The following is a 23,969-nucleotide window of genomic DNA, read 5'->3' on the forward strand; positions in this document are numbered from 1 at the left end:
AATTCTGGGTTCCACATAAGGAAAACACCGTCAAATGCCAATGGTGCTTTTGTGCGACAGCGAAATTTGCGGCTCCAGTGTTGCCTAAACAGCAATCGAATGGCGCCCCTTGCCGTTCGACAGATAGCTGTCGAAGACGGCAGCGATGGTCCTGGCGAAAGGCCGACCGATGTCGGTGATCACGAAACGATCACCATCCAGACGACAGATGTCGTCCTGGTTCGACTGCGCAAAGATCCGGGCTTCGGAAACGATCGCGTCAGCGGCCGGGCCGAATTCGGCCCGCAGGCCGACGAATGACAGCTCGAAACGGCACATGATCTCCTCGATCACCCGGCGGCGCATCCGATCGTCGTCTGTGACGGCAACGCCCCGCACGGCGGCAAGGCCGCCATTGTCGGCCATGCGCTGGTACTCACCCGTGGCCGGCATGTTCTGGACATAACCCTGCGGCAACTGTCCGATCGATGAGGCACCGAGGCCGATCAAAGCCTCGGCAGCATCGACGGTGTAGCCCTGGAAGTTCCGCCGCAGCCGCCCCTCCCGCTGGGCGATCGCCATGCTGTCGGTCGGGAGCGCGAAATGATCGATGCCGATGGCTTCGTAACCGGCGTCCATGAGCATGCGCGCCGCGAGGTTCATCTGAACGAAACGTTCTTCGACCCCCGGCAGCACCTCTTCCTTGATCATCGTCTGATGCTTCTTCATCCACGGCACATGAGCATAGCCGAAGAGGGCGATACGATCCGGCGCCAGAGAGAGAATGTCGCGCACGGTCTCCGCGAGCGTCTCCTCCGTCTGGTGCGGCAGACCATACAGCATGTCGCAATTGACCGAATGCACGCCACGCGCCCTGACGGCGTCGACCACCGATTTCGTGTGATCGAAGGTCTGGATCCGGTTGATCGCACGCTGCACGTCTGGGTGGAAATCCTGAACGCCGAGGCTTGCCCGGGTCATGCCGATCGCCGCAAGCGCATCGTAGCGCGGCTCGTCGAGATCATTCGGGTCCATTTCGACGCTGATCTCAACTTCGTCGGCGAAATGAAAGGCTTCACGGAGCGAAGCCATCAACCCGATCAGATCATCTGGGCGCAGCATGGTCGGCGAACCGCCGCCGAAATGCACTGCCGTCACCTTTGCCCCCCGCGACACCAGGTCGCCGACGGCAGCAATTTCTTTTTTCAACGATTCCAGATAGATCGAAATAGGCTCATATTTCAATGTATGCTTTGTATGGCAGGCACAGAACCAGCAGAGGCGGTCACAATAGGGGATGTGCAGGTAAAGAGAGATCCGTTGTCCACTGCTGATCGACCGCAGCCATCCCGCATAGACCTCTGTATTGACGCCCTCATGGAAATGCGGCGCCGTGGGATAACTCGTGTAGCGCGGCACGGCTCCGGAATAGCGGGATAGGAGTGAATTCTGCATGATGACGGATGTCCCAAACGATCTCGATCTGCGACCAAAGATAGCGATCTGCGACAACGCAGCCTTTGACTTCGATCAATTTGCTGATACATTTCTCAAATAGAGTTCACGGAAACTCAGAGGCCGAAAAGGCCATAGAGGTCGGAATCGGCGCTGATGCGCAATGGCCGGCCTGACGGGGCGGCAGACTATGGACACTCATACCAAGCACCAGCCGGAATGCGAAGCACCGGCCGTTTGTCGCTCGTGCGAGGCAAGACATGGCGGCTTGTGTTCCGTTCTGACGGCGGGCCAGCTGGTCGAGCTCAACCGTCACTCCATGCGTCGACGCATCGATTCGGGCAATGAGGTGATCGGTCAGGGCGAGACCGTCGGCAGCTACAGCAACATTCTGAAGGGCGTGATCAAGCTGTCGAAGATGATGGCGGACGGCCGCCAGCAGATCGTCGGCCTGCAATTTGCACCCGATTTTCTCGGCCGCCCCTTTCTCGGCGAGAGCACGATCACGGCCGAAGCCGCGACCGACACCGAAATCTGCACCTTCCCGCGCAATGTCATTGACCGCATGGTCGGCGAAGTGCCGGACATGGAGCGCAAGCTACACAGCCAGTCGCTGAAGGAACTCGACGAGGCTCGCGACTGGATGCTCACGCTGGGTCGGAAAACCGCCCAGGAGAAGGTCGCAAGCTTCCTCTACCTGATTGCAACCCATATCGACCCCGAGAGCGGCAAGACGCAGACCTTCGATCTGCCGCTGTCCCGCGCGGACATTGCCGATTTTCTCGGCCTCACGATCGAGACCGTCAGCCGTCAGATGACCAAGCTCCGCAAGGACGGCATCATCATCATTGAGAACAACCGCCACGTGATCGTTCCGAAGATCGATCGTCTGCGCGATGCAGCCGGCATCGACTGAGGCGGCAACCGTATTTAATTCGAAATCAGGATTCGCGTGTTGCCCAGCCCGATCTGCCGGGTGAGTGCATAGAATTGCGCCGCATCGTCCGGATGCAGCCGCACGCAGCCATGGGACGCTGGTCGTCCGAGATGCTTGAGATCATAGGTGGCGTGCACGGCATAACCCCCGTTGAAAAAGATCGCATACGGCATGGGCGCATTGTCATATTTCCGGGAGCGGTGATGGAGTGACGCCCATTTCGCCCGCCATGATCCGGTTGGCGTCGCATGCCCCGGACGCCCGGTCGACACCTTCCAGCGATAGCGCACGATCCCGTTCTCGCTGACTGTCATGGTCTGTGCCGACAGGCTGACGCGGGCAACAAGCGAATTCGCCTCCGCCCGTGAAGGCAGTGAGGCCAAGACGATCAATACTGCCACGGCCACGGTTGCACGCATGTTATCCCCCCACATGTACACCCCTTGCAACATGACACTGTAGATGCCCGCCGAGAAAAGGGAATCCGGCAGCGACCTGCGCCCAAAGAGGGTCGCCAGCTTCATCCTGAACGGAAATCGTTAGATGGAGGAAACGAGAGCTAAAATCCCGACCAATGCCGCCATCAGGCTGCAGGCACTATAGAAAACGCCAACCCCGGCATGGATGTCGTTAAGCGTTGCCTGATCTCGTCCGCTCGCATGCATCATCGGTTCGCTCACGCGCACACCACCATACACGCGCGGACCGGCGAGTTGGAGGTCGAGGGCGCCAGCCATGGCCGATTCGGGCCAGCCGGAATTGGGCGAGCGGTGCAGTCCGCTGTCGCGCAGCGCAGCCGACAGGGCGCGGCGCCCGGCAGCAGCGCCGAGCCTGAGACTGGCCGCAAGAGCAATGAGACCTGCAGAGAGCCTTGCCGCCGGCCAGTTCGCGAGATCGTCGAGCCTCGCGGAGGCCCAGCCATAATCGCGGTATCGCTCGTTCTTGTGACCGATCATCGAATCAGCCGTGTTGAGCATCTTGTAGGCGAGCAGTCCGGGCAGTCCGGCGACCGCATACCAGAAGACCGGTGCCACCACGCCGTCAGCAAAGTTCTCCGACAGGCTTTCGATGGCGGCCCTGCAGACGCCCGAACCGTCGAGCGTGTTGGGATCGCGGCCGACGATCATCGCAACAGCCCGCCTTCCGCCTGTAAGTCCATCCTTCTGCAAGCCCTCAGCGACGGCCAAGACGTGATCGGCGAGGCTCTTTTGCGCGAGGAAGACAGCCACGACGACGATCTCGCACGCAAGACCGAAGTAACCGAGCACGTCAGCAAGCCGAGACAAGCCACCCCCGACCAGGGCCGCAAGAGCAAGAAGCGCGACGATTGCGGCGACGCCATTCACACGGCGGCCCATGGCGGTAAAGCTCGGCCGGTTCAGTCGCCGTTCGAACAGGTCGATCCCCTTGCCGAAGATCACCACGGGATGCGGCAGGCGTTGCCAAAGCCAGAGCGGATCGCCCACGAGGCGGTCAAGGATCACCGCAACAAAGAGAAGGACAAGATGGATCATGCGTCGTCCCTGGACCAGGTTGCGAGCGCATCCGCCAGCCGTTGATCCCCGTCGGCATCGGCAGGGAGTCCAAAGCGCAGCCAGTCGCTGCGATAATCGAATTTCCGGGTCAGGATGTGGTTCCGGCAGAGATGTGCATGCAGATCCCCTGCCCGCGCATCCTCGACCAGCGTGAGAAGACCGGCATGACCGCCAATCACCAGGCCTGCACCACGGAGCACACGGTGGAGAGCGGAGCACCGCTGCGCAATGGTGGTCTGGATCGCCGCGACATCGGCGGCCAGAAAATGGCGCGCCAATTCCAGCGCCGGACCGGATACGGCCCATGGACCCAGCCAGTCTGCGAACCGCGCAACGACATCATCCTCCGCAATGACGAATCCGAGCCGGATTCCAGCCAGACCAAAGAACTTCCCGAAGGACCGAAACACAACCAGGTTGGGATGACGTGCCGCCGCCACGCTCAGCTCTGGCAGCACATCCCCGAAGGCTTCGTCAACGACGAGATAGCCGCCGTGAACTGCAAGATCGTCTGCAAGCGCAGCAAGACGTGTCGGCGAATGGGCGCGGCCATTCGGATTGTTGGGATTGACCACCACGACCAGACCATGCGCGGGCGTAACGGCCTCAAGATTGTCGATACGATCGACGCAGAAGCCGGCCTGCTCGAAGACGCGCGGATATTCCCCATAGGTCGGCCAGACGATGGCGACCCGTGCATCGGGTCTGACGAGGCGCGGCAGGAGCTGGATGACCGATTGCGTGCCGGGAACCGGCAAAGGCAGCCTTAGCGCTGATCGATAATAGCGCTGGGCGGCCAGCCGGGCAGAGCGCTCCAACTCCCGGTCGGGCAACCGGTGGAAAGCCCGCGGCGAAATCGCAGGCAGCAGCGGCGGGCATGGATTGATCCCCGTGGAGAGGTCGAGCCAGTCCTCGATCGCCCCGCCGTAGATCTCCGCCGCGGCCGCAAGTCCACCGCCATGCTGGATTGGCGCGCTCATGCCCCCTCTCCGATGCAGTCGATCAGATGCATATACGACCCGCTGGTGGCACCCCGGCGCAATCCAACATGACCCAAGGATTGCCCGAGAGTATCCTGCGCTTCGAACAAACGCTCGGCGGCTCCTTCCGCGACCACCGACGAATAGTGGAACTCGTGCGCCGAAAAGCTGCCGGCAAAAAGATCAGACGCGAGAGAGCGGACCCGCCGGTAGCCGAGGTGGCGCGTGCGGACCGCAAACGTCGTGACGACGGGCAGCAGACCTAACATCGCATGCTGCTCGCCTCCGGCGTCGACAAGCCCCTCCCCCAGCACCATGTAGCCGCCGCATTCGCCATAAACCTTCGCTCCGCGAGCGGCAGCGGCTGCCATACCGGCCTTGAACGTCTCCGCAGCTGCGATGCGGCCGGCATGCAGCTCAGGATACCCCCCGGGCAGATAGACAGCGCCTGCGTCCGACGAGGGCGCCTCATCTGCAAGCGGTGAGAAGAAGGAAATCTCCGCGCCCTGGCGGCGCCATCCGTCGATCAGATGGGGATACGAGAAGGCAAAGGCGATGTCGCGTGCTATGGCAATGTGCCGGGCGAGCGGCGGTATGGATCGGGAGTTTGCGGCTGCCGTACCGACCGAAGACGCGGCAGCGATGGCCAGCAAGGCCGTCATGTCGCACCCCGTCTCGACGGCCTCGGCGGCCGCTTCGATAAAGGCTTCAAGACCGGCATGTTCATCGGCCTGCACGAGACCAAGATGCCGCTCTGGCAATACGAGCGCGGCGTTCGATCGCAACACGCCGAGCACCGGCAGACCTGTCTCAACAAGCGCATCGCGCAGCATCGCCTCGTGGCGCGCGCTCCCGACCTTGTTGAGAATGACGCCCGCCACATGCACGCCCGGGCGAAACCGGGCAAATCCCGAGGCGATCGCCGCAACCGACTGTGACATCCGGCCGCAATCGATCACAAGCACGACGGGCAGCGACAGCAGCGCGGCGAGATCGGCGGCACTTCCGGTTCCGTCAGCCGCCCCGTCGAACAGACCCATCATCGCTTCAATGATCAGAATGCCCTCCCGCGAGGATCGATCCGCGAGGTCGTGCAGCAAAAGCGAGCGCATGGCCCAGGGGTCGAAATTGAAGCAAGGCCGGCCGCATGCGGCGGCATGGAAGGCTGGATCGATGTAATCGGGTCCGGCTTTGCCCGGTGAAACCGTGATATCGCGGCGCTTCAACGCCCGCATCAGGCCGAGTGTCACCACCGTCTTGCCGGAACCGGAGGACGGAGCAGCGATCAAAAGCCCGCTCATGCCGTGTCTTTCTGCCCCACGGCAAAGGGGTCTGACTGCAACTTTCGGCCGGACAGTGCTCCCAGCCAGTCGAGCGAGGGGCGCAACCGCACGACTTCCCCGATCACGACAATGGCCGGCGGCTCTATGCCGGCAACTATCATATCCGCTTCAGCGCGACCAAGCGTCGTCTCGAGCACCGACTGTTCCGTCGTTGCGGCATTGCAGACGAAGGCCACAGGCTCGTCAGGGCCACGCCCTGCGGCCATCAGATTGGCGGCGATCTGCCCGATATGCTTCATCGCCATGTACATGACGATGACGGGCGAACCGCGTCCGATCGCCGCCCAGTCGATGCGATCCGGCACCACACCGGACGAATCATGGCCGGTCAGAAACGTGACCGCGTGGTTGACCTCGCGATGGGTGACCGGAATCCCGGCATAGGCGAGCCCGCCAATGCCAGCGGTGATGCCGGGCACGATACGGAACGGTACGCTATGCTCGACCAACGTCAGGGCTTCCTCTCCACCACGCCCGAAGACGAAAGGATCGCCCCCCTTCAGGCGCAGCACCCGATGCCCGGCCTTGGCGAGTTCGACGAGGCGCAGGGAAATATCGCGCTGTTTCGCAGAGGGCTTGCCGCCGCGCTTGCCTGCATATTCGAGAATCGCCCCGGTGCGGGCCAGTTTCAGGCAATCCTCATTGACCAGCGCGTCGTGAACGATGACATCGGCCTGGGCGAGCCCCTGGGCGGCGAGCAGGGTCAGAAGCCCCGGATCACCCGGTCCCGCACCCGCAAGCCATACATGGCCTGGCTCGATCGCCGGCAGGTGCATGGGCAGGGTTAGACGCGTCGTGTCACTCATACTCATGGTCTAGGCTCCGGGCCTGCAAATTGCAATTCCGACAAGACGGCTTTCCGCCGCCCCGCGATCATACCTACCTTTCCCGTCGCAGGACGCTCGCCTATAAACGCCCCATGAGCAAAGCGGATGACCAGCGGGAACGACCGGAAGGCAAGCGGGTGGAAAAGCCCGACAGCACCGCTTTGCGCACCGGCTGGACGACCGGCGCCTGCGCCACGGCGGCCACAAAGGCTGCTTACACGGCCTTGCTGACCGGCGAGTTTCCCGACCCGGTCACGATCACGCTCCCTCGGGGAGAGACACCTGCTTTCGCCCTTGCCACCGAAGGTGTCGAGGATGGAGCGTGCTATGCCGGCATCGTCAAGGATGCCGGTGATGATCCGGATGTGACCCATGGCGCAACGGTAGTCGCGACGGTCCGGCGCCTCACCCCCGGAAGCGGCATCCGCTTTGTGGCGGGCGACGGCGTTGGCACCGTGACCAAGGCCGGTCTGCCGATCGGCGTCGGAGAGGCCGCGATCAATCCGGTACCGCGCGCCATGATGACGGCAGAAATAGAAAACCTGTCCGACAAGCATGGCGTATCGCCGGATGTCGAGATCACCATCTCGGTTCCCGGCGGAGAGGTCCTTGCCAGGGACACCTGGAATCCGCGCCTCGGCATTCTCGGCGGCATATCCATTCTGGGCACGACGGGTGTCGTGCATCCCTTCTCCTGCGCCGCCTGGATTCACTCCATTCATCGCGGCATCGACGTCGCCCGTGCCGAGGGACTGACCCACGTGCTCGGAGCCACCGGCTCGACGTCGGAAAAAGCGGCGCAATCCTTCCACGGCCTGCCGGACGGGGCCTTGCTGGACATGGGCGACTTTGCCGGCGGCCTGCTCAAATATCTACGCGCCCATCCGGTGCCGAGACTGACGATTGCCGGCGGATTTGCGAAGATGGCAAAACTCGCCCAAGGGGCGCTCGACCTCCACTCGGGGCGCAGCCAGATCGATAATCTTCGTTTTCTATCATTACCTTGCGCCAAAAACCTGACTCAACCTGACCGCGAGCGGATTCAAAACGCGAACACGGCGATGGAAGTCCTTGGGATTATGAATGAACTTGGCATCGACGTGGCATCGGAGATCGCGAAACGCGCGCGCCAGACTGCGCTCTCTGTCTTGCGCGAGGCGCCGGTGGAAACCGACGTGATCATTATCGACCGCAGCGGGAAAATCATTGCCCATGCCAAGTGACGAGCCGCAGGAGAGCCGCCCACCGGCCAAGAACTCGACGTCACGGGACCGCGTCCTGATTCTCGGGGGAACCGCCGAGGCGCGCGATCTCGCCGCCCGTCTTGTGGCAGAGGGCCATGCCGTCACCACGTCACTGGCAGGGCGGACCCAGGATCCGATACTGCCCGCAGGAGCAGTCCGCATCGGGGGGTTCGGTGGAGCGGAAGGGCTGGCGCAGTACATTGTCGATGAGGGATATGACCGCATTATCGATGCCACCCATCCCTTCGCGCGGCGCATCAGCGAAAACGCGATCAAGGCCGCCGCCATCACGGGCATACCGCTCGAGCAGAGTGTAAGACCCCGCTGGCGCAAACAACCGGGCGACCGCTGGCAGGCGGTTCGGTCTTTGGAAGAGGCCGCGAAGGCCCTGCCCCCGAACGCGACGGTCTTCCTTGCTCTCGGTCGACAATATCTCGATGCCTTCTCGACCCGCCCGGACTGTCGCTTCGTCATTCGCATGGTTGACCCGCCAGTCTTGCCATTAAGCATGGGCGACCATGTGCTGGTGTTGGGAAAACCCGCGAGCGACCCCGCGCGGGAGGCCGACCTTTTCACCGCCCACGGCGTGACACACCTGGTCTGCCGCAACTCGGGCGGTCCCGCCGGTTATGCCAAGCTGATTGCCGCTCGACATCTTGGCCTGCCGGTCATCATGCTGGAACGGGATTGAGACGCGGGCTGCTCAGCGGAACTCGAAAATCTGCCGGAACACACCGGGCGCGATAATGGACAGCGGATTGATGACAAGGTTTGGCTTGGCGCTTGCCCCGGTCAGCTTGAAGGTAATGCCAAGAAGGCCACGATCGCGTCCGTTGCCGAGGATCGCGCCGATGACCGGCAATTCGCCGAACAGCCTGTTGAGCCCATAAGCCGGCATGAAAGTACCGGTGAGATCGATGCGGCCCGACCGGTCGCGAACGATGCCCTGGAACGTGGCGCCGATCTGATCGCCGCGCACGATCCCGTTCTCGACGCTCAGGGTCCCGTCCACCAGGGCAATCCGCGCAAAGGCCCGCTGGAAACGCGCCGAACTGACGTCGATATCACGGCGGACGGCACTGTTGAGGCTCCGCCCATCGGCACCGGCAGGGGTCGACACGATGGACTGCAGCCGCTCCTCGTTATTGACCTGCACATTGCGCACGTCGAGGTTCCCGCTCCACGAGCCGTCGCGGATTTCCGTCAGTCGCAAATTGGCGAGGCCGCCGGCGAGGCGGTTGTAGATATCGAGGAAACGCACGACAGCGCCGAGATCACTGCTGGTGAAAGCGAGTTCGCGCGGGCCATCCGGCGAGCGCAGCTTGGCAACCACGGCCTGACCGCTGCCCGTGACCCCGGAGAAATCGACGGCATTGACCCGCCCCTTGCTGCCGGAATAGAGGATCGACACACCCGAAAGCGCTTCGTTGCCGAAGCCCACCAAGCGGTCGACCTGGGCTTCGATACGAAGCGGCGCGCCCGAGGCGGCCCCACCCCCGCCACTGCCATCACCGCCACCCGGCTGCTTCAAGGTCGAGATCAGGGACCGTGCGTCGAAGGCGCTGCCGCTTGCCTTGACGGAATACACACCCTTCGTATTGCGGACCGTCAGCGCGACATTGTCATCGGGCGCCAGTCGAACCTTGTTGAAATTGGCGGCGGACAGGCCATCACGGCTAAACGAAAGATCGCCCGAGGCCCCGAACCCATCGCCGGCAAGGACGAAGTTTTCCGCGAGCGATTGTCCGTCTTCACCGCTTGTCAGGTCGAATTTGGCTGTCGCTCCGATCCCCTGCCCCTTGCTCCAGCCGAGCCAGGGCACCGTGAGCGTGGCAGACCGAAGGTCGACAGAAACGCCCTGCTTTCGCTCGCCGAGCCAGGTGAGTTCAACCGAGACCGGTCCGTCGAGGATGCTGCCCAGTCCGGGCGCCAGTTTGTTGCGCGCGGCGTTGTCGAGTTTGGCGGAGATCACCCGCTCTCGCGGCACCGCGTCGGCGCCTTTGCGCACGGGCTCCGTGACACGCAGATCCATCGGAACGCCCTCGACCTTGGCCTTCCCCTCAAGACGCGCAGCCTCCGGATCAACCTTGAGCGTGCCGGAGATATCGGTGACGTTGCGGCCATCGAACGGTTTCTTCACGTCGACGCCATCGAGATCAACCGATGCCGACCATACTGGGGCAGGCGGCGACTGGTCCTGAATGAGACCGAAACGCGCTTCGGCATGGCCTTTCACCGGGCCAGCGAGATCGGCAGGCGTAAATTCGGTGCGCTGCAGGGCTTGGATCGGTTTTGCAGAAACAAGTTCAGCGATGGCGTCCGCATCCCCACTGACATTCACGGAGAGATCGGCCATCAGCGGCTTGTCATAGGCTTTAGCCAGCACAAGGCTCCCGCCATCCAGCTTCACGACCCGACCAGAGGGAAAATAGGAGCCTGCAGACTTGATCTGCACCTCGACACGTTCACCGATCATGTCGAAGCGGCCATACACGTCCCGCAGTGGCGGGATCTCGCCGGTCAGGTTCATCCGCGCATCATCGATGTCGAAGCCGATACGCAACTCGTCATCACCGAGACGAACCGGCTGCGGTTCGAGCGAGAGGCGGTTTTGCGGGATGAAAACGTCGATCGTGCCACGCGGGATGACGCCACCAAAGATATTCTCCAGCACCCAGCGGCGCGGCTTGGAGGCGATCCAGTAGGGCCATAGCTGCTTCAAAGCCGAGGTCTTGAGGTTCTCCACGACGGCATTGAAGCGGATTTCCGGGCCGGTACCGCCAAAACGCATCTGCAGCTTGCCGACAAGATTTCCATTCGGCGTCGACGCGTCAACGGTGTCGAGCTGCAGCAGCTTCTCGTTGACCAGGAACCGGCCGTAACCCTTGAGGGAAAATGGAAACGGCGCCTCTCCCGCATCTGGCACGTCAGCGCGCCCACCGGAAACCAGCAGGTCGATCCCAAACCCCTTGCCGAATTCGGCCCCTTCGGGCAGTCGATCAAGGTCGATCAGCCCACCGGAAATCGGCAGGATTGTCTTGCCCAGTTGCGCGTTGGAATTGATAATCTCAACTGTATCTTTGCTGAAGTCATAGGCGAAGTTCAGGTCAGCCCTCGTAATCTCCTGCGGCTGGCCGTCGGAGAAGAAGGTACTGCCGCCTTGCATATTGACGCCAAGCGTCAGCGCACGCGGTTCCGTGCCCCCGTCACGCTTGGCTGACAGCAGCAATTCCGCCGATCCATCAATGCCCTGCCGCGGATCGCCATTCATCGAACGTCGCAACAGGAAAGGCGTAAGCCGGAAGTCAGCCACGCGCATTGTCAGCGATTGAGCCCGCCCGCCGGCATTCGTGGTCAGTGCCGTGAGCTCCGTCTGCTGTCCGTTGACGGATATGGCACCGAAGATCGACAGCGAGTCGTCCGCGCCCCGCTCCATTGCAATGTCGTCGACGGCAAGCGTCAGCGGCCGCCCGCTGGCGCTGGTCGCCGAGACCTCCAGCCCCCCGATCCGCATCCGGTCCAGCCCGCCCCGGGCAAAGAACCCCTGAATTCGGTCCACCTCGTCAAAGGCCGAGGCGAGGAAGTCCGGCATCGAATCGATCCGCAGCTCGTTCAGATCCAGAGGCTCGCGTTTCGGCAGAAGCCGTGCATCGAGACTGATCCCTTCGCTGACGACCTCGCGCACCGCAAATCGGCCGCCTAGCAAAGCCAGAGGCTCGACGATGAACTTTACCGACTTGGTAAGTGCCACCTGCCGGCCCAGACCAGCCTCAGTCAGCGTCACGTCATGGGCTTCGACCGCCAACTCCATGTTGGCCGAGAAGCGCACTTCGGTGGAGCCGACAACGGCCTTGAAATGCGGCGCAACGGCTTCCGCCAGCACCGCCTGGGCTCGGCGGGCGAGAGCCTGATCCAGCGCACCGCTTTCGACGACGGCATAGACCCCCGTCAGCACCACCAGCCAAAGGGCGGAGATACCGCCAAGCACACGAAAGACACGCCGCAGGACGGACCGGCGCGGCGGTGGCGTATGCACGATAAGGGGATCCTCGACCTGCGCGGACGGGAGGGCATGCAGCGGCACGATGTCCCGCTTGCGAAACCGTAGCTTTTCGCCCCGGATCTCCGACATGTCCTGGTGATTGTCTCCGTCGATCGATGCCGCTATCAAGTCGCTCTGGACGACTTCGGAGCGGACTATATATCGAGTGCGCCGACAATCACCCACAAAACAGGCAAAAGAAAGGTTATCCCATGACGGAATTGACTGCCGGGGACAACGCCCCCGACTTCGCCCTGCCCGCCAGTGGTGGCGCCACCGTTTCGCTGTCGCAATTCTCCGGTAAGCCGCTCGTCCTCTACTTCTATCCCAAGGACGACACCAGCGGCTGCACGGTGGAAGCCGTCGACTTCACCAAGCTCTCTGCCGACTTTGCCGCCATCGGTGCGACAGTCGTCGGCGTCTCGCCCGATTCGGTGAAGAGCCACGACAAGTTCGCCGCCAAGCACAGTCTTTCGGTCCTGCTCGCGGCCGACGAAGAGCATGCGGCTCTCGAAGCCTATGGGGTCTGGAAGGAAAAGAGCATGTATGGCAAGACCTATATGGGGGTAGAACGTTCCACCTTCCTCATCGATGGTTCGGGCAAGATTGCCCAGGTCTGGCGCAAGGTGAAGGTACCCGGCCATGCTGAAGCCGTACTGAAGGCAGCCCAGGCGCTGTGATGTCCGATACACTGCCCCAGCCGGCCACTCCGTTTCATTCGCTGCGCGGGGCAGCCACGCTCGCCATCCTGAGCGCCGACCTCGACGAGAAGACGGCGCTCGCTCAAGCCGCCGCTCTGCGCTGGCAGGAGCGACGTCTGTCGCTGCGTTCACCGCTCGACCCGGCTCTTCCCGATCGGCCGGGCCGACCGTCAAAGCCCGAACTGGTCCCGCCCAAGGCTGTGGAGAAGCGGTCGCTGCACACCCTGCCCGGCCGGATCGCACTGCTCCATGCGCTGGCCCATATCGAACTCAATGCCGTCGACCTTGCGCTCGACATCGTCGCGCGGTTCGCCAGTGAACCCGTGCCGCATTCCTTTTTCGACGGCTGGATGAAGGTGGCCTTCGAGGAGGCCAAGCATTTCAGGATGGTCCGCGACCGGCTGAGGACGTTGGGGGCCGACTATGGCGACATGCCCGCCCATGACGGCCTCTGGCAGGCGGCGCATTCCACCCGCAATGACCTGACGGCACGCCTTGCCGTTGTGCCGCTGATCCTCGAGGCCCGCGGACTCGACGTGACACCGTCCCTGCAGGACAAGATGCGGCAGACGGGTGACCTCGAAAGCGCCGAAGTGCTGCGGGTGATCTATGAGGACGAGAAAGGCCACGTTGCCGTCGGCGCCAAATGGTTCCGCTTTCTCTGCGCTCGCGAAAGACGTGATCCGGCAGCCACGTTCCAGGATCTTGTCCGGGCGAATTTTCGTGGGCAACTGAAAGCGCCATTCAACGATGTCGCCCGAGCCGAGGCCGGTTTGACGCCGTCTTTTTATCGCGTCCTTTCTTCCAAGAACAACTCTTGAACCCGCTCGCCGAGCCGGCCCGTTGAATGTTTGTTAACCCTAATAATGCGTAATCAGCCAAGCGAGTCTGAACCAGTAAGCTCGCGATCAGGCAGCCCCGTGACAGTCATTGTCGAACGGCTGCACGCAGAGGGAAACGGGCGTGGCGACGGGATCGAACAACCAGGTTTTCGGCAGACGCAAAGAGCAGCATGTCGTCATTCTGGCCAGTGGTGACCGCATCCGGCACATGACCATCAGGCCGTGGATGACCCTGCTCGCGATCTGCTTTATTGGCACCCTGGCACTCGGCTATCTCGGCGCGACCACCTATCTCGTGCTGCGCGACAACCTGATCGGCGCGACCATGGCCCGTCAGGCCCGCATGCAGCATGAATATGAGGACCGGATCGCGGCCCTCCGCGCCCAGGTGGATCGGGTCACATCGAGACAATTGCTCGACCAGCAGGTCGTCGAAGACAAGGTCGAAAAGCTGCTCGAACAGCAGATGGCGCTGACCTCACGCCATGGCCGCATCGGCGCCTTGCTGGAGGCAGCAGGTGAGACGGCTCTGCCCGGCGACGAAGGTCCTGTGCCCGCTCAAAAGCCGAAGACTGACGGCGATGAAGCGGCTGTGCACAGCGGAGCAGCTCCGGCCTTTGCTGCATTGCTCGGCAAGACGTCGCCGCAAGACACCGCATCGCACTCGAGCCTCGCCCTCGGTTACGTGCCGATGACAGAGGAGAACGTCGCAGACCGAGCCGATCGACTGTTTTCCCACATGACATTGTCTCTCAAGGAAATCGAGGCCGAACAACTGGAGCGCATCGACCAACTGGCAACCGGGGCATCGGCGACGGCAGACGAAATCGCCGGGATCCTGAAGCGCCAGGGCGTTCCGGTGGAAGATCAGGCGGAAACTGACGCGCAGGATGCCGTCGGCGGGCCCTATCTGGCGCCCCGCTCCGAGCGGGATTTCAACGCCTCGCTCAATCAACTGGATGTCGCCCTCTCACGACTTGAATCCGTGCGGGACACGGCACGCCGCCTGCCCTTTGCCAATCCGGCACCGGGGCGCGACATCACCAGCCGCTTCGGCAACCGTCCCGATCCCTTCTTCGGCGGGCTCGCCATGCATGCCGGCATCGATTTCCGCGCCCCGACCGGCACAGAAATCCGCACGACCGGCACCGGCAAAGTGGTGGCGGCGGGCTTGTCCGGCGGTTACGGAAACATGGTCGAGATCGACCACGGTTTCGGCATCTCGACGCGCTATGGCCATATGTCACGCGTTCTGGTGAAGGTCGGCGACGAGGTGGCGACGGGCGACGTCATTGGTCTCTCGGGATCGACCGGACGCTCCACCGGGCCGCATCTGCATTATGAAGTGCGGCGCAACGGCGATGCCGTCGACCCCATGCAGTTCCTGAATGCCGGGATGAAGTTGACCCCGCTGATCAATTGACCCGAACGGCCTTTGTCTCCAGGCTCCACGCAACCGGAGATGCCCGATGGATTCTGCTTCACTGCTCGCCTTTGCACTGGCTTTCTTCGTCTTCGCTGCGAGCCCCGGCCCCGACAACATGACCATCGTGGCCCGGACGCTGTCGCATGGCCCGGCCTATGGCTTCGCTTACGGCGCGGGCACGCTTGCGGGCATCCTGATCTATCTCGCTCTGGCAGCCTTCGGCCTGTCTATTGTCGCGCAGGAAATGAGCCTGGTCATGGTGATGCTGCGCTATGCGGGGGCGGCCTATCTGATCTACATGGCTTACCGGCTCTGGACGGAGACGCCCGTGATCCCCGAAACGGCTCGCAAGGCCGACAGCCGGGGCCTGTCGACGACATTCCTGACAGCCATCGCGCTCAACCTCGGCAACCCGAAGATGCCCTTGTTTTATCTTGCTCTTCTGCCCGGCTTCGTCGGCTCGACCTTCGGCATCGACGACTATCTCGCCCTTGCCTTCGTGATTGTCATAACGGAGATCGTGGTGGTCGGCGGGCATGTCTGGATTGCCGGCCGCGCGCGCTCGCTGATGCGCATCCCGACCATCATTCGACGCGTCAACCGCATCGCCGGAACGGCGATCGGCCTCGCCGGCATCCAGATCCTCTGGACAACCCGGACGAATTAATCATGCGCTTTAAGCCTTTGTAGGGTTAGATCCGGCGGTTTCCTTGACTTTCCGGCCGTTTCCCACTATTCGCCGCAACCATTCGAGCCCGCATCAAGGGCGACTCATGGATGTTCGCGAGAACAGGAACGGAAACTACTTCCCTTTGACAACTTTTGCTGACCTTGGCCTGAGCCAGAAAGTCCTATCAGCCGTTACCGATGCCGGTTACACGGTTCCCACTCCGATCCAGGCAGGCGCGATCCCGCCGGCCCTTCAGCGGCGTGACATCTGCGGCATCGCACAGACGGGCACCGGCAAGACTGCGTCCTTCGTTCTCCCCATGCTGACACTGCTAGAGACGGGTCGCGCCCGTGCCCGCATGCCGCGCACGCTGATCCTGGAGCCAACACGCGAACTGGCAGCACAGGTCGCCGAAAACTTCGAGAAATACGGCAAGAACCACAAGCTGAACGTAGCCCTCCTGATCGGCGGCGTCTCCTTCGAGGAACAGAACCGCAAGCTGGAACGTGGCGCCGACGTCCTGATCTGCACCCCCGGCCGCCTGCTCGACCATTGCGAGCGCGGCAAACTGCTGATGACCGGCGTCGAAATCCTGGTCATCGACGAAGCCGACCGCATGCTCGACATGGGCTTTATCCCGGACATCGAGCGTATCGCCAAGATGATCCCGTTCACCCGCCAGACGCTGTTCTTCTCGGCGACTATGCCGCCGGAAATCCAGAAGCTGGCCGACCGCTTCCTGCAAAACCCGGAGCGCGTCGAAGTCGCAAAGCCGTCTTCGACAGCACTCACCGTGACGCAGCGCCTCGTCGCCTGCCACAACAAGGACTACGAGAAGCGCGCCAAGCTGCGCGAACTGATCGGCCTCCAGACGGACCTGAAGAACGGCATCATCTTCTGCAACCGCAAGAAGGACGTCGCCGATCTCTATCGTTCGCTGGAACGCCACGGCTTCTCGGTGGGCGCGCTGCACGGTGACATGGACCAGCGGTCGCGCACCAACATGCTGGCCGGCTTCAAGGACAACCAGATCACGCTTCTGGTCGCCTCTGACGTGGCCGCCCGCGGCCTCGACATCCCCGATGTCAGCCACGTCTTCAATTTCGACGTGCCCATCCATGCGGAGGATTACGTCCACCGCATCGGCCGCACCGGTCGTGCCGGTCGTTCGGGCGCAGCCTTTACCCTGGTGACGCGCAGCGACACCAAATTCCTCGACGCCATCGAAAAACTGACAGGTCAGAAGATCGAATGGCATGACGGCGACATCTCCGCCCTTCCGGCCCCGGCCGAAAGCCATGACGAAAGCCGTGGAAAACGCGGCCGCGACAAGGGACGCGAGCGGCGCGGCGGTCACAAATCGGATACGCGCAGCGAGTATACCAAACCGGTAGAGGATGAAGTGGTGGAAGCAGCAGTGAAGGTTGAGGCGGTAAAGGTGGCAGAACCGATGAAGGCCGAGCCCGTGGCAAACGACCGCCGCAGCGACGATCGTCGGGGCGACAAGCGCCACGGCAACAATCCGCGCAACAATCGGGGCGGCCAGGCACCGGCGAATGACGACAACCGCGATCGCCGCCGCAACCGTTACCACGACCATGACGACGGTCCGACCCCTGTTGGATTCGGCGATGACATCCCCGCTTTCATGCTCGTCGTGGCAGCTGCCAAGGCGTGATTGCATGGGCCTTCCCGGCATTGATTTTCCAGGTCTCGGCGTCGGTCTTGCCATCCTTCGGGATGGCAAACTGCTTTTGTGCAGACGCATGAAGGCGCCGGAAGCCGACCACTGGAACATCGTCGGCGGCAAGGTCGATCACATGGAGCCGGCAGAAGAAGCGGCCCGTCGTGAGGCCGAAGAAGAAACGGGCCTGGCCATAGGCCCGATCACTTATCTCGGCGTGACCGAACAGATCATAGAGACCGATGGCCAGCACTGGGTTTCGCTGCTTTACAAGGCGACGGAAACCCAGGGTGAGCCGCAACTGACCGAACCGGACAAGCTGTCGGAGATCGGCTTTTTCGAACTCGATAACCTGCCCCAGCCGCTCTCTGTCTTCACCCGCGCAGTTCTTCCCTATTTGCGCTGATCGGCTGCCGTAACTCTGACAGCCGCCTCGAAGGCGAGCCGGGCCCATTTCGCCATCATGTCAGGATCATCATAGGCCTCGTCCGGCACGGTCCAGTAAGGCATGGCAACGGGTTTGCCGCCTTTGCCCTCGTAGACCCATCGCTTCGCGCCGGCCGCCTCCAGCAAGGGCGCGCTCTCTGCATCACCCTTCAGCATGATCTCGTCATAGAGTTCGAGCGCAAAGATGATGCCGTGGTGATAAATGCCCTTCCCGCCGAACATGCGTCGAATGCTGACCGGGCCAACCGCCTCGAACATTTCCTCGATTGCTGCATTGTCCATCATCAGTCCCCCAGGCGTCCACCGGCGGCGATCACAGCCTCCGGCGTGTCGACATCGAGCCGTGCGGCGGCCCCGATCTCCAAGTCAACAACGGGAATCCCCGCCGTTTCAATCACCGCCCTCGCCCCGATATCCCCCTCCAGTGCCTTCAGCGCTTCGAAGGTATGAGCTGGCAGGATCACGGGATTGCCGCGCTGGCCGTCTGCAACGGCACGGATGATGGCCGGGGCCTCGGCTTTGCGCAAGCCCTTTGCCAGAAGCTGAATGTCCTCTTTGGCGACATTGGGCATGTCGGCCAGAAGCACCATGATCGCCGGCAGACCATCCGCCTCCGCCGCCATCAGACCCGCTCGCAGCGAACTCGCCATTCCCGTTGCATAATCCTTGTTGTGGACGAGCTCGATATCAAGACCCGTCAGGGCCTGCGCGATCTCGTCTGACCGGTACCCGGTCACCACAAACACAGGCCCGCACTCCGCTTCAAGCGCCTGTCGCACCACGCGGCGCACCAGGATCTCGCCATCAAAACGCGCAAGGAGTTTGTGCGGTCCGCTCGTTCCCATACGGCTCGCACGGCCTGCGGCGAGCACCACAATGCCGAGATCGGGCTTTTGATCCGAAGGGGCCGGACTAGTGGCGAGGCGCGGTAGAGGCCGGCTCGGGATTTCCATCAGCAAGCCACCCACGCCCCAGCCAGCCATCTCATTCGAGTTCGGCGGCTTGCCCGCCAAAATGCCGTTCAGCACCCAGTCGAAACCGTTCTCCCGGGGCGAGCGGGCGCAGCCTGGAGCGCCGATCACAGCCACGTCACCGAGACGACCAAGGACAAGAAGATTGCCGGGATCGACCGGCAGCCCGACCCGCTCTACCTCTCCGCCAGCAAGCCGGATCGCCTGGGGAATGACGTCCTCGGCATCACAGACGGCCGAGGCTCCGAAAATCACAAGCAGTGGCGGCCCGTCAGAGGGTTTTCCCGCCCCGTCGGCGAGAGCCTGCACCAAGGCCGCGGCCACAGCCTGTGCATCGTGACGAACGCGACGCTCTGCGATGAGGCGGCTACTCGAGCGCGCAAGCCGGTCGACAAGGACCCGCGCCGTCTTGTCCATGACGGAAGGTTTCAGCGACGGCAGTTCGGTCGCAATGAGATGGACGGCATGAGCCCGATAGGCGCGAACCGAGAAAGCCTCTTGCTCATCGAGCGCCTTCTTCGCCAACGCGAGGCTGTCTGCGGAAACGGCGAGCGGAATGATCTTGATCGTCGCTACGAGGTCACCGGGCCGCACATCGGTCCGGTCGGCGAGACAGGCGAGTGTGATCGCCGGATCCACCCGGTTGAAAGTGTCAACCACGGTTTTGTCCGCGACAAACAGACCATAGGTGGAGGCATAGAAATTGACGCGGCCCGTCGCCGCCGCTCCGCGCTCGATCCCCGCCCCGCAGATCATTGTTGCGAGCAAATCAGCGGCCTCGTCTTCGGTCCGGTCGCCGACCTCGAGGCGGCGCACGATCACCCGCTCGATCCCTTCGGCACGCAGACGCTCGATGTCCGATTTCGTTAGCCGGCAACCTTTTGCCAGCTTTCCGGATTGGAGCGGTATGGAATGTGCCAGAATGGCACCCAAGGCGTCGTCGAGCGGCAACGACCCGAAGCTCATTCGACGCCCCCCGCGTGATCGGTCAGCGGCCGGCGGCGCAGAGCCTGAATGATGTCGGCGAGGACGGCAACGGCAATCTCCGCAGGCGTCGCCGCGCCGATGTCGAGACCGATCGGCGCCGAGATGCGGTCCGTATCCTTGGCCGAGAACCCAGCGGCCAAAAGCCTTTCCAGGCGCTTGGCGTGGGTTTTGCGGCTGCCGAGCGCGCCGATATAGAAGCAGTCCGCCTTCAGGGCGGCCATGATGCCGGGATCATCGATCTTCGGATCATGGGTCACCGCAACCAGCGCCGTGAACCGGTCGAGCGGTTGCCTTTCCAGTTCATCCTGCGGCCATTCCGCGATCAGCTCGATATCCCCGAAGCGTTCGGGTGTCGCAAAGGCCGTGCGGGGGTCGATAATCTTGACGCTATATCCGGCAAGTGCAGCCATGGGTGCGAGGACCTGGCTGATATGGACTGCGCCGATCACGACGATCCGCGGTGGCGGCAGGTGGGAATTGAAAAACCACGACCGGTCGTCGACCGTGACGAGGCCGGACTTGCCAGAGCGCAGGCGCGCAGCGATCTCATCGGACACCCTCCCCTCCAGCGCATCACCCTCGACGGTCAGAAGGCTGCGTCCAGTCTCGAGATCGGTGGCGACGACAGCGGCCCGGCGGTCTTGCCGCGCGGCATTCAACGCCTTGAGCAGCGCAATCTCCATCAGCCCAGCCTTTCGACATAGACGCGGATCCGCCCACCGCACGAGAGACCAACGCGCCAGGCGGTGTCATCCGCCACGCCGAATTCCAGCATCCTCGGCGTGCCACTTTCCAGAACCTCAAGCGCTTCGGTAATTACCGAACCCTCTACACAACCTCCCGACACGGATCCCTCGAAATTGCCGTCCGCATCGATCACCAGATGGCTCCCCACCGGGCGCGGGGCGGAACCCCAGGTCTCGATAACGGTCGCCAGCGCGACATGACGTCCCTCGGCCTGCCAGTTTTCGGCCAATATCAACGGGTCTCGGCGGGGTATCGAATGGCTCATGACGTTCTCCTTCCCGGCGGTGCGACGCGGCCGGTCGCAAGCAGACGACGCGGATCGCAGTCCCGGTCGGGCGGGGCCGAGAGCGATGCCACGAGATCGCCAAGCGCGTTCAGATTGTGCACCGACCGCAATTCGTCGACATGCGGCAACATGGCCCGCACACCGCGGGCTCGCGCCTCGAAACCGGCAAAGCGCAAAAGCGGATTGAGCCACACGAGGCGCCGGCAGCTGCGATGCAGCCGATCCGTTTCTGTCGCAAGCAGCTCGACGTCATCGCGCTCCAGCCCGTCGGTGATCAGGAGCACGATGGCGCCCTGCCCGAGCACGCGCCGCCCCCATTGACGGTTGAACAGCCTGAGCGTATCTCCGATCCGGGTGCCACCCGACCAGTCCGCGACCGCCTCGCTGCATTGGGCGATCGCCTCATCCGGATCGCGATGGCGCAATTGCCGGGTGACATTTGTGAGCCGCGTGCCGAAGAGAAAGGTGTGCACGCGCCGGCGCTTCTCAGTCAGAACATGCAGGAAATGCAGGAAGATGCGTGTGTATTGGCTCATCGATCCGGAAATGTCGGCGAGCACCACGAGTGGTGGCGGGCGTTCCCGATGCATTCGGAAACGCGGCAGCATCAGGTCGCCGCCGGAGCGCAGGGACTGACGCATGGTGGCGCGGGCATCGAAGATCCGCCCCCGGTTGGAGGGATGAAAGCGCCGTGTCCGGACAGCGTCGTCGGGCATCACCAGCCGATCGATGGCCCGTCTGGCTTCGGCAAACTCCGCAGCGGTCATCTGGCCGAAATCGAGACGGCGAAAGACTTCTTGGCCTGAGACTGTGAGCCGCGCATCGATCTCCACGTCCGGTTCGTCACGTGGTGGCGGTTGGCGGCTCTTTTCTGCGAAAAGCGCATCGCTGACCCGGGCGACGCCGGTCTTCGGCTTCTGCCGCTCGCCGATCGCCGCCACCGGCGACATCAGTGCGATCATCTTGCCGACCAGGTCCCGCGAGCGCCAGAAGATCGAAAAAGCCTCGTCGAAGACCGGTTGATCCTCGTGTCGCGTGACGAAGATGGCCGAAAGCGCGGCGTGAAACTCGATGCGCGAGCCGATGCTGATCGCATCGACGGCAGCGATCGCGTCAATGACCGCGCCGGGTCCGGGCTTCAGTCCCGCCCTGCGCAGCACCCGGGCGAAATGCAGGATATTGTCGGCGAGCCTGCCGTTGCCAAGCACCGGAGGCGGGACGATGATGCCATCCTGAACCTGCCTCGTGGTCATGATCACACCGCCGCGGCGAGCAGGTCGGCCTTGACCTCCGAAAGCAGCGCCTGGCCCTCGCTGCCCTGAATGCGGGCGATGTCTTCCTGATATTTCAGGAGCGTGCCGAGCGTGTCGCCGATCGTTTCCGGATCCAGCGCCAGCCGGTCAAGCTCGGTCAGCGCGGTCGCCCAGTCGATAGCCTCGGCGATGCCGGGATTCTTGAACAGATCGATCGTGCGGAGCTTCTGCACATAGGCCACGATCTGCCGCGAAAGCTGCTCGTTGCAGCCCGGCACCTTGCGCCGGATGATCGCCAGTTCGTCAGCCGCCGCCGGATAGTCCACCCAGTGATAGAGACAGCGCCGCTTCAAGGCGTCATGGACTTCGCGGGTGCGGTTCGACGTCACGATGACAATGGGCGGCTCCGCTGCCTTGACCGTTCCAAATTCGGGAATGGTCACCTGGAAATCGGAAAGCACCTCCAGCAGGAAGGCCTCGAAGGCTTCATCGGTCCGGTCAAGTTCGTCGATGAGAAAAACCGGCGCGCGCCCAGAAGTCGTTTCCAGCGCCTGCAAGACCGGGCGGCGGATGAGGTAACGCTCAGAAAAGATGTCGCCTTCCAGGCGTGATCGGTCCGACAGTCCCGAGGCCTCGGCCATGCGGATCTCAAGCATCTGCGCGGGATAATTCCACTCGTAGACCGCAGAGGCGATATCGAGACCTTCATAGCATTGCAGTCGAATGAGCGGCCTATCGAGGGCCTTCGCCAGCACCTTGGCGACTTCGGTCTTGCCGACCCCCGCTTCCCCCTCCAGAAAGAGCGGCCGCTTCATCCTGAGCGCGAGGAAGAGCACTGTCGCGAGTGGCCGACCGGCCAGATAATCCTCCGCAGACAACAGATCGATGACGCCATCGATTGTCTGCGGCAGTCCCGTTTCCGGGCTTTCTGCCGAGCTTTCTTCCATGTCTCCTCCTCTTGTGGGAAAAGCTTACAGCGTGTGAAAGCCCCGGTCCAGATAGATGAGCGCCGGCTGTTTGGGTCCGAAATGCAACGCCACGACCTCGCCGAAGAGAACGGTGTGGGTCGCCGTTACCTTGCGGTCCACCACCTTGCAATCGAAGGCGGCGAGCGCATCGTCGAGTACCGGCGCACCGGTTTTGAGCGCATGCCAGTGACCGAGAGCGAAGCGCTCCTCGGAAGTCAGCTTGCCGAAGCCCGCAAAGGCCGATGCCAGTGCTTCATGTTGGGCAGCGAGCGAATTGAGTGCGAAGGATCCGCTCTCGAACATGACGTCATTGTTCGGATTGCTGTTGTTGAGGCAGACGAGCACGGTCGCCGGATTGTCGGACACGGAGCAGGCGGCGGTAATCGTCACACCCCGACGCTTGCCCTGATATTCCGTCGTCACGACCTGCACATGACCGGCATAATGGCTCATCGCCTCGCGGTACGAGACCGGATCCAGACCTTCACTGCGCAAATCGCCACTCCCCTGCATTTGCATGCAACATCCTCTTCGCCCGCGAATATGGGCGCCAAGCCTTACCTTTTCCACAACGGCGGCACCGAATCTCGAAAAACCGTGGCCTTTCGCCGGAAAGCCTGCATTTCCAAGGCCTAAGCTTTGCTC

23 protein-coding genes are annotated in these 23,969 nt (G+C 62.7%); 9 read left to right on the top strand and 14 right to left on the bottom strand.

Annotated features, from left to right (window positions below):
- Window positions 1-84: 84 nt before the first annotated feature.
- Entirely contained in the window at window positions 85-1,434 is a 1,350-nt protein-coding gene (hemN, locus tag ACT53S_RS16820) for an oxygen-independent coproporphyrinogen III oxidase (protein WP_476067823.1), read from the bottom strand.
- 190 nt (window positions 1,435-1,624) lie between these two features.
- Between hemN and ACT53S_RS16825 the strand changes: the two genes are divergently transcribed.
- Window positions 1,625-2,350, top strand: coding sequence for a Crp/Fnr family transcriptional regulator (locus ACT53S_RS16825; RefSeq protein ID WP_113376693.1), 726 nt, complete (start codon window positions 1,625-1,627; stop codon window positions 2,348-2,350).
- 14 nt (window positions 2,351-2,364) lie between these two features.
- Here the strand turns inward: ACT53S_RS16825 and ACT53S_RS16830 are convergent, their stop codons facing one another.
- The 5 genes from ACT53S_RS16830 to cobA all read right to left on the bottom strand — a co-directional run bounded on the left by ACT53S_RS16830 (window position 2,365) and on the right by cobA (window position 7,041).
- Window positions 2,365-2,790: a L,D-transpeptidase gene (locus ACT53S_RS16830; RefSeq protein WP_476067940.1), complete on the bottom strand. Its 426-nt coding sequence runs from the start codon at window positions 2,788-2,790 to the stop codon at window positions 2,365-2,367.
- Window positions 2,791-2,910: 120 nt separating this feature from the next.
- A complete protein-coding gene (gene cbiB, locus ACT53S_RS16835) occupies window positions 2,911-3,885 on the bottom strand; it encodes an adenosylcobinamide-phosphate synthase CbiB (protein ID WP_476067824.1) in 975 nt (324 codons plus the stop codon).
- Window positions 3,882-4,886: a threonine-phosphate decarboxylase CobD gene (gene cobD, locus ACT53S_RS16840; RefSeq protein WP_476067825.1), complete on the bottom strand. Its 1,005-nt coding sequence runs from the start codon at window positions 4,884-4,886 to the stop codon at window positions 3,882-3,884. Before cobD ends, cbiB begins: the two co-directional genes overlap by 4 nt.
- Window positions 4,883-6,187: a cobyrinate a,c-diamide synthase gene (locus ACT53S_RS16845; RefSeq protein WP_476067826.1), complete on the bottom strand. Its 1,305-nt coding sequence runs from the start codon at window positions 6,185-6,187 to the stop codon at window positions 4,883-4,885. Before ACT53S_RS16845 ends, cobD begins: the two co-directional genes overlap by 4 nt.
- A complete protein-coding gene (gene cobA, locus ACT53S_RS16850) occupies window positions 6,184-7,041 on the bottom strand; it encodes a uroporphyrinogen-III C-methyltransferase (protein ID WP_476067827.1) in 858 nt (285 codons plus the stop codon). The genes ACT53S_RS16845 and cobA overlap by 4 nt, the downstream gene beginning before the upstream one ends.
- Window positions 7,042-7,148: 107 nt before the next feature.
- Here cobA and ACT53S_RS16855 point away from each other — a divergent pair, with 107 nt between their 5' ends.
- The gene (locus tag ACT53S_RS16855; protein ID WP_476067828.1) at window positions 7,149-8,279 is read left to right on the top strand and encodes a cobalt-precorrin-5B (C(1))-methyltransferase; all 1,131 of its coding nucleotides are present in this window, start codon (window positions 7,149-7,151) and stop codon (window positions 8,277-8,279) included.
- A complete protein-coding gene (locus ACT53S_RS16860) occupies window positions 8,269-8,991 on the top strand; it encodes a cobalt-precorrin-6A reductase (RefSeq protein WP_476067829.1) in 723 nt (240 codons plus the stop codon). Before ACT53S_RS16855 ends, ACT53S_RS16860 begins: the two co-directional genes overlap by 11 nt.
- 12 nt (window positions 8,992-9,003) lie before the next feature.
- On the opposite strand, the gene ACT53S_RS16865 is transcribed toward ACT53S_RS16860, so the two are convergent.
- The gene (locus ACT53S_RS16865) at window positions 9,004-12,432 is read right to left on the bottom strand and encodes a hypothetical protein (RefSeq protein WP_476067830.1); all 3,429 of its coding nucleotides are present in this window, start codon (window positions 12,430-12,432) and stop codon (window positions 9,004-9,006) included.
- A 122-nt stretch (window positions 12,433-12,554) separates the two neighbouring features.
- On the opposite strand from ACT53S_RS16865, the gene bcp reads away from it, so the two are divergent.
- The 6 genes from bcp to ACT53S_RS16895 all read left to right on the top strand — a co-directional run bounded on the left by bcp (window position 12,555) and on the right by ACT53S_RS16895 (window position 18,071).
- On the top strand, window positions 12,555-13,022 hold the full coding sequence (bcp, locus tag ACT53S_RS16870; protein ID WP_476067831.1) for a thioredoxin-dependent thiol peroxidase: 468 nt from the start codon (window positions 12,555-12,557) through the stop codon (window positions 13,020-13,022).
- The gene (locus tag ACT53S_RS16875) at window positions 13,022-13,864 is read left to right on the top strand and encodes a ferritin-like domain-containing protein (protein WP_476067832.1); all 843 of its coding nucleotides are present in this window, start codon (window positions 13,022-13,024) and stop codon (window positions 13,862-13,864) included. Before bcp ends, ACT53S_RS16875 begins: the two co-directional genes overlap by 1 nt.
- A gap of 142 nt (window positions 13,865-14,006) precedes the next feature.
- Complete coding sequence (locus tag ACT53S_RS16880; protein ID WP_476067833.1) at window positions 14,007-15,308, top strand: M23 family metallopeptidase; 1,302 nt, start codon at window positions 14,007-14,009, stop codon at window positions 15,306-15,308.
- 46 nt (window positions 15,309-15,354) lie between these two features.
- Window positions 15,355-15,978: a LysE family translocator gene (locus tag ACT53S_RS16885; RefSeq protein ID WP_476067834.1), complete on the top strand. Its 624-nt coding sequence runs from the start codon at window positions 15,355-15,357 to the stop codon at window positions 15,976-15,978.
- Window positions 15,979-16,123: 145 nt separating this feature from the next.
- Window positions 16,124-17,659: a DEAD/DEAH box helicase gene (locus ACT53S_RS16890; RefSeq protein WP_476067835.1), complete on the top strand. Its 1,536-nt coding sequence runs from the start codon at window positions 16,124-16,126 to the stop codon at window positions 17,657-17,659.
- 4 nt (window positions 17,660-17,663) lie between these two features.
- Window positions 17,664-18,071, top strand: coding sequence for an NUDIX domain-containing protein (locus tag ACT53S_RS16895; protein ID WP_476067836.1), 408 nt, complete (start codon window positions 17,664-17,666; stop codon window positions 18,069-18,071).
- On the opposite strand, the gene ACT53S_RS16900 is transcribed toward ACT53S_RS16895, so the two are convergent.
- Genes ACT53S_RS16900 through ACT53S_RS16930 form a run of 7 tightly spaced genes read right to left on the bottom strand, consistent with a single transcriptional unit; the run spans window position 18,059 to window position 23,837 of the window.
- A complete protein-coding gene (locus ACT53S_RS16900) occupies window positions 18,059-18,394 on the bottom strand; it encodes a TfoX/Sxy family protein (RefSeq protein ID WP_142068643.1) in 336 nt (111 codons plus the stop codon). The two genes, ACT53S_RS16895 and ACT53S_RS16900, sit on opposite strands and share 13 nt — an antisense overlap.
- Window positions 18,395-18,396: 2 nt before the next feature.
- A complete protein-coding gene (locus ACT53S_RS16905) occupies window positions 18,397-20,049 on the bottom strand; it encodes an NTP transferase domain-containing protein (protein ID WP_476067837.1) in 1,653 nt (550 codons plus the stop codon).
- On the bottom strand, window positions 20,046-20,753 hold the full coding sequence (locus ACT53S_RS16910) for an XdhC family protein (RefSeq protein WP_476067838.1): 708 nt from the start codon (window positions 20,751-20,753) through the stop codon (window positions 20,046-20,048). The genes ACT53S_RS16905 and ACT53S_RS16910 overlap by 4 nt, the downstream gene beginning before the upstream one ends.
- Complete coding sequence (locus ACT53S_RS16915; RefSeq protein ID WP_476067839.1) at window positions 20,753-21,082, bottom strand: XdhC family protein; 330 nt, start codon at window positions 21,080-21,082, stop codon at window positions 20,753-20,755. The genes ACT53S_RS16910 and ACT53S_RS16915 overlap by 1 nt, the downstream gene beginning before the upstream one ends.
- Window positions 21,079-22,356, bottom strand: a complete 1,278-nt coding sequence (locus ACT53S_RS16920) for a vWA domain-containing protein (protein WP_476067840.1) — start codon at window positions 22,354-22,356, stop codon at window positions 21,079-21,081. Before ACT53S_RS16920 ends, ACT53S_RS16915 begins: the two co-directional genes overlap by 4 nt.
- 2 nt (window positions 22,357-22,358) lie before the next feature.
- Entirely contained in the window at window positions 22,359-23,303 is a 945-nt protein-coding gene (locus ACT53S_RS16925) for an AAA family ATPase (protein WP_476067841.1), read from the bottom strand.
- Window positions 23,304-23,327: 24 nt separating this feature from the next.
- Window positions 23,328-23,837, bottom strand: coding sequence for a flavin reductase (locus ACT53S_RS16930; protein WP_476067941.1), 510 nt, complete (start codon window positions 23,835-23,837; stop codon window positions 23,328-23,330).
- Window positions 23,838-23,969 lie beyond the last annotated feature (132 nt).

This window comes from Allorhizobium sp. DMC15, assembly GCF_056314065.1.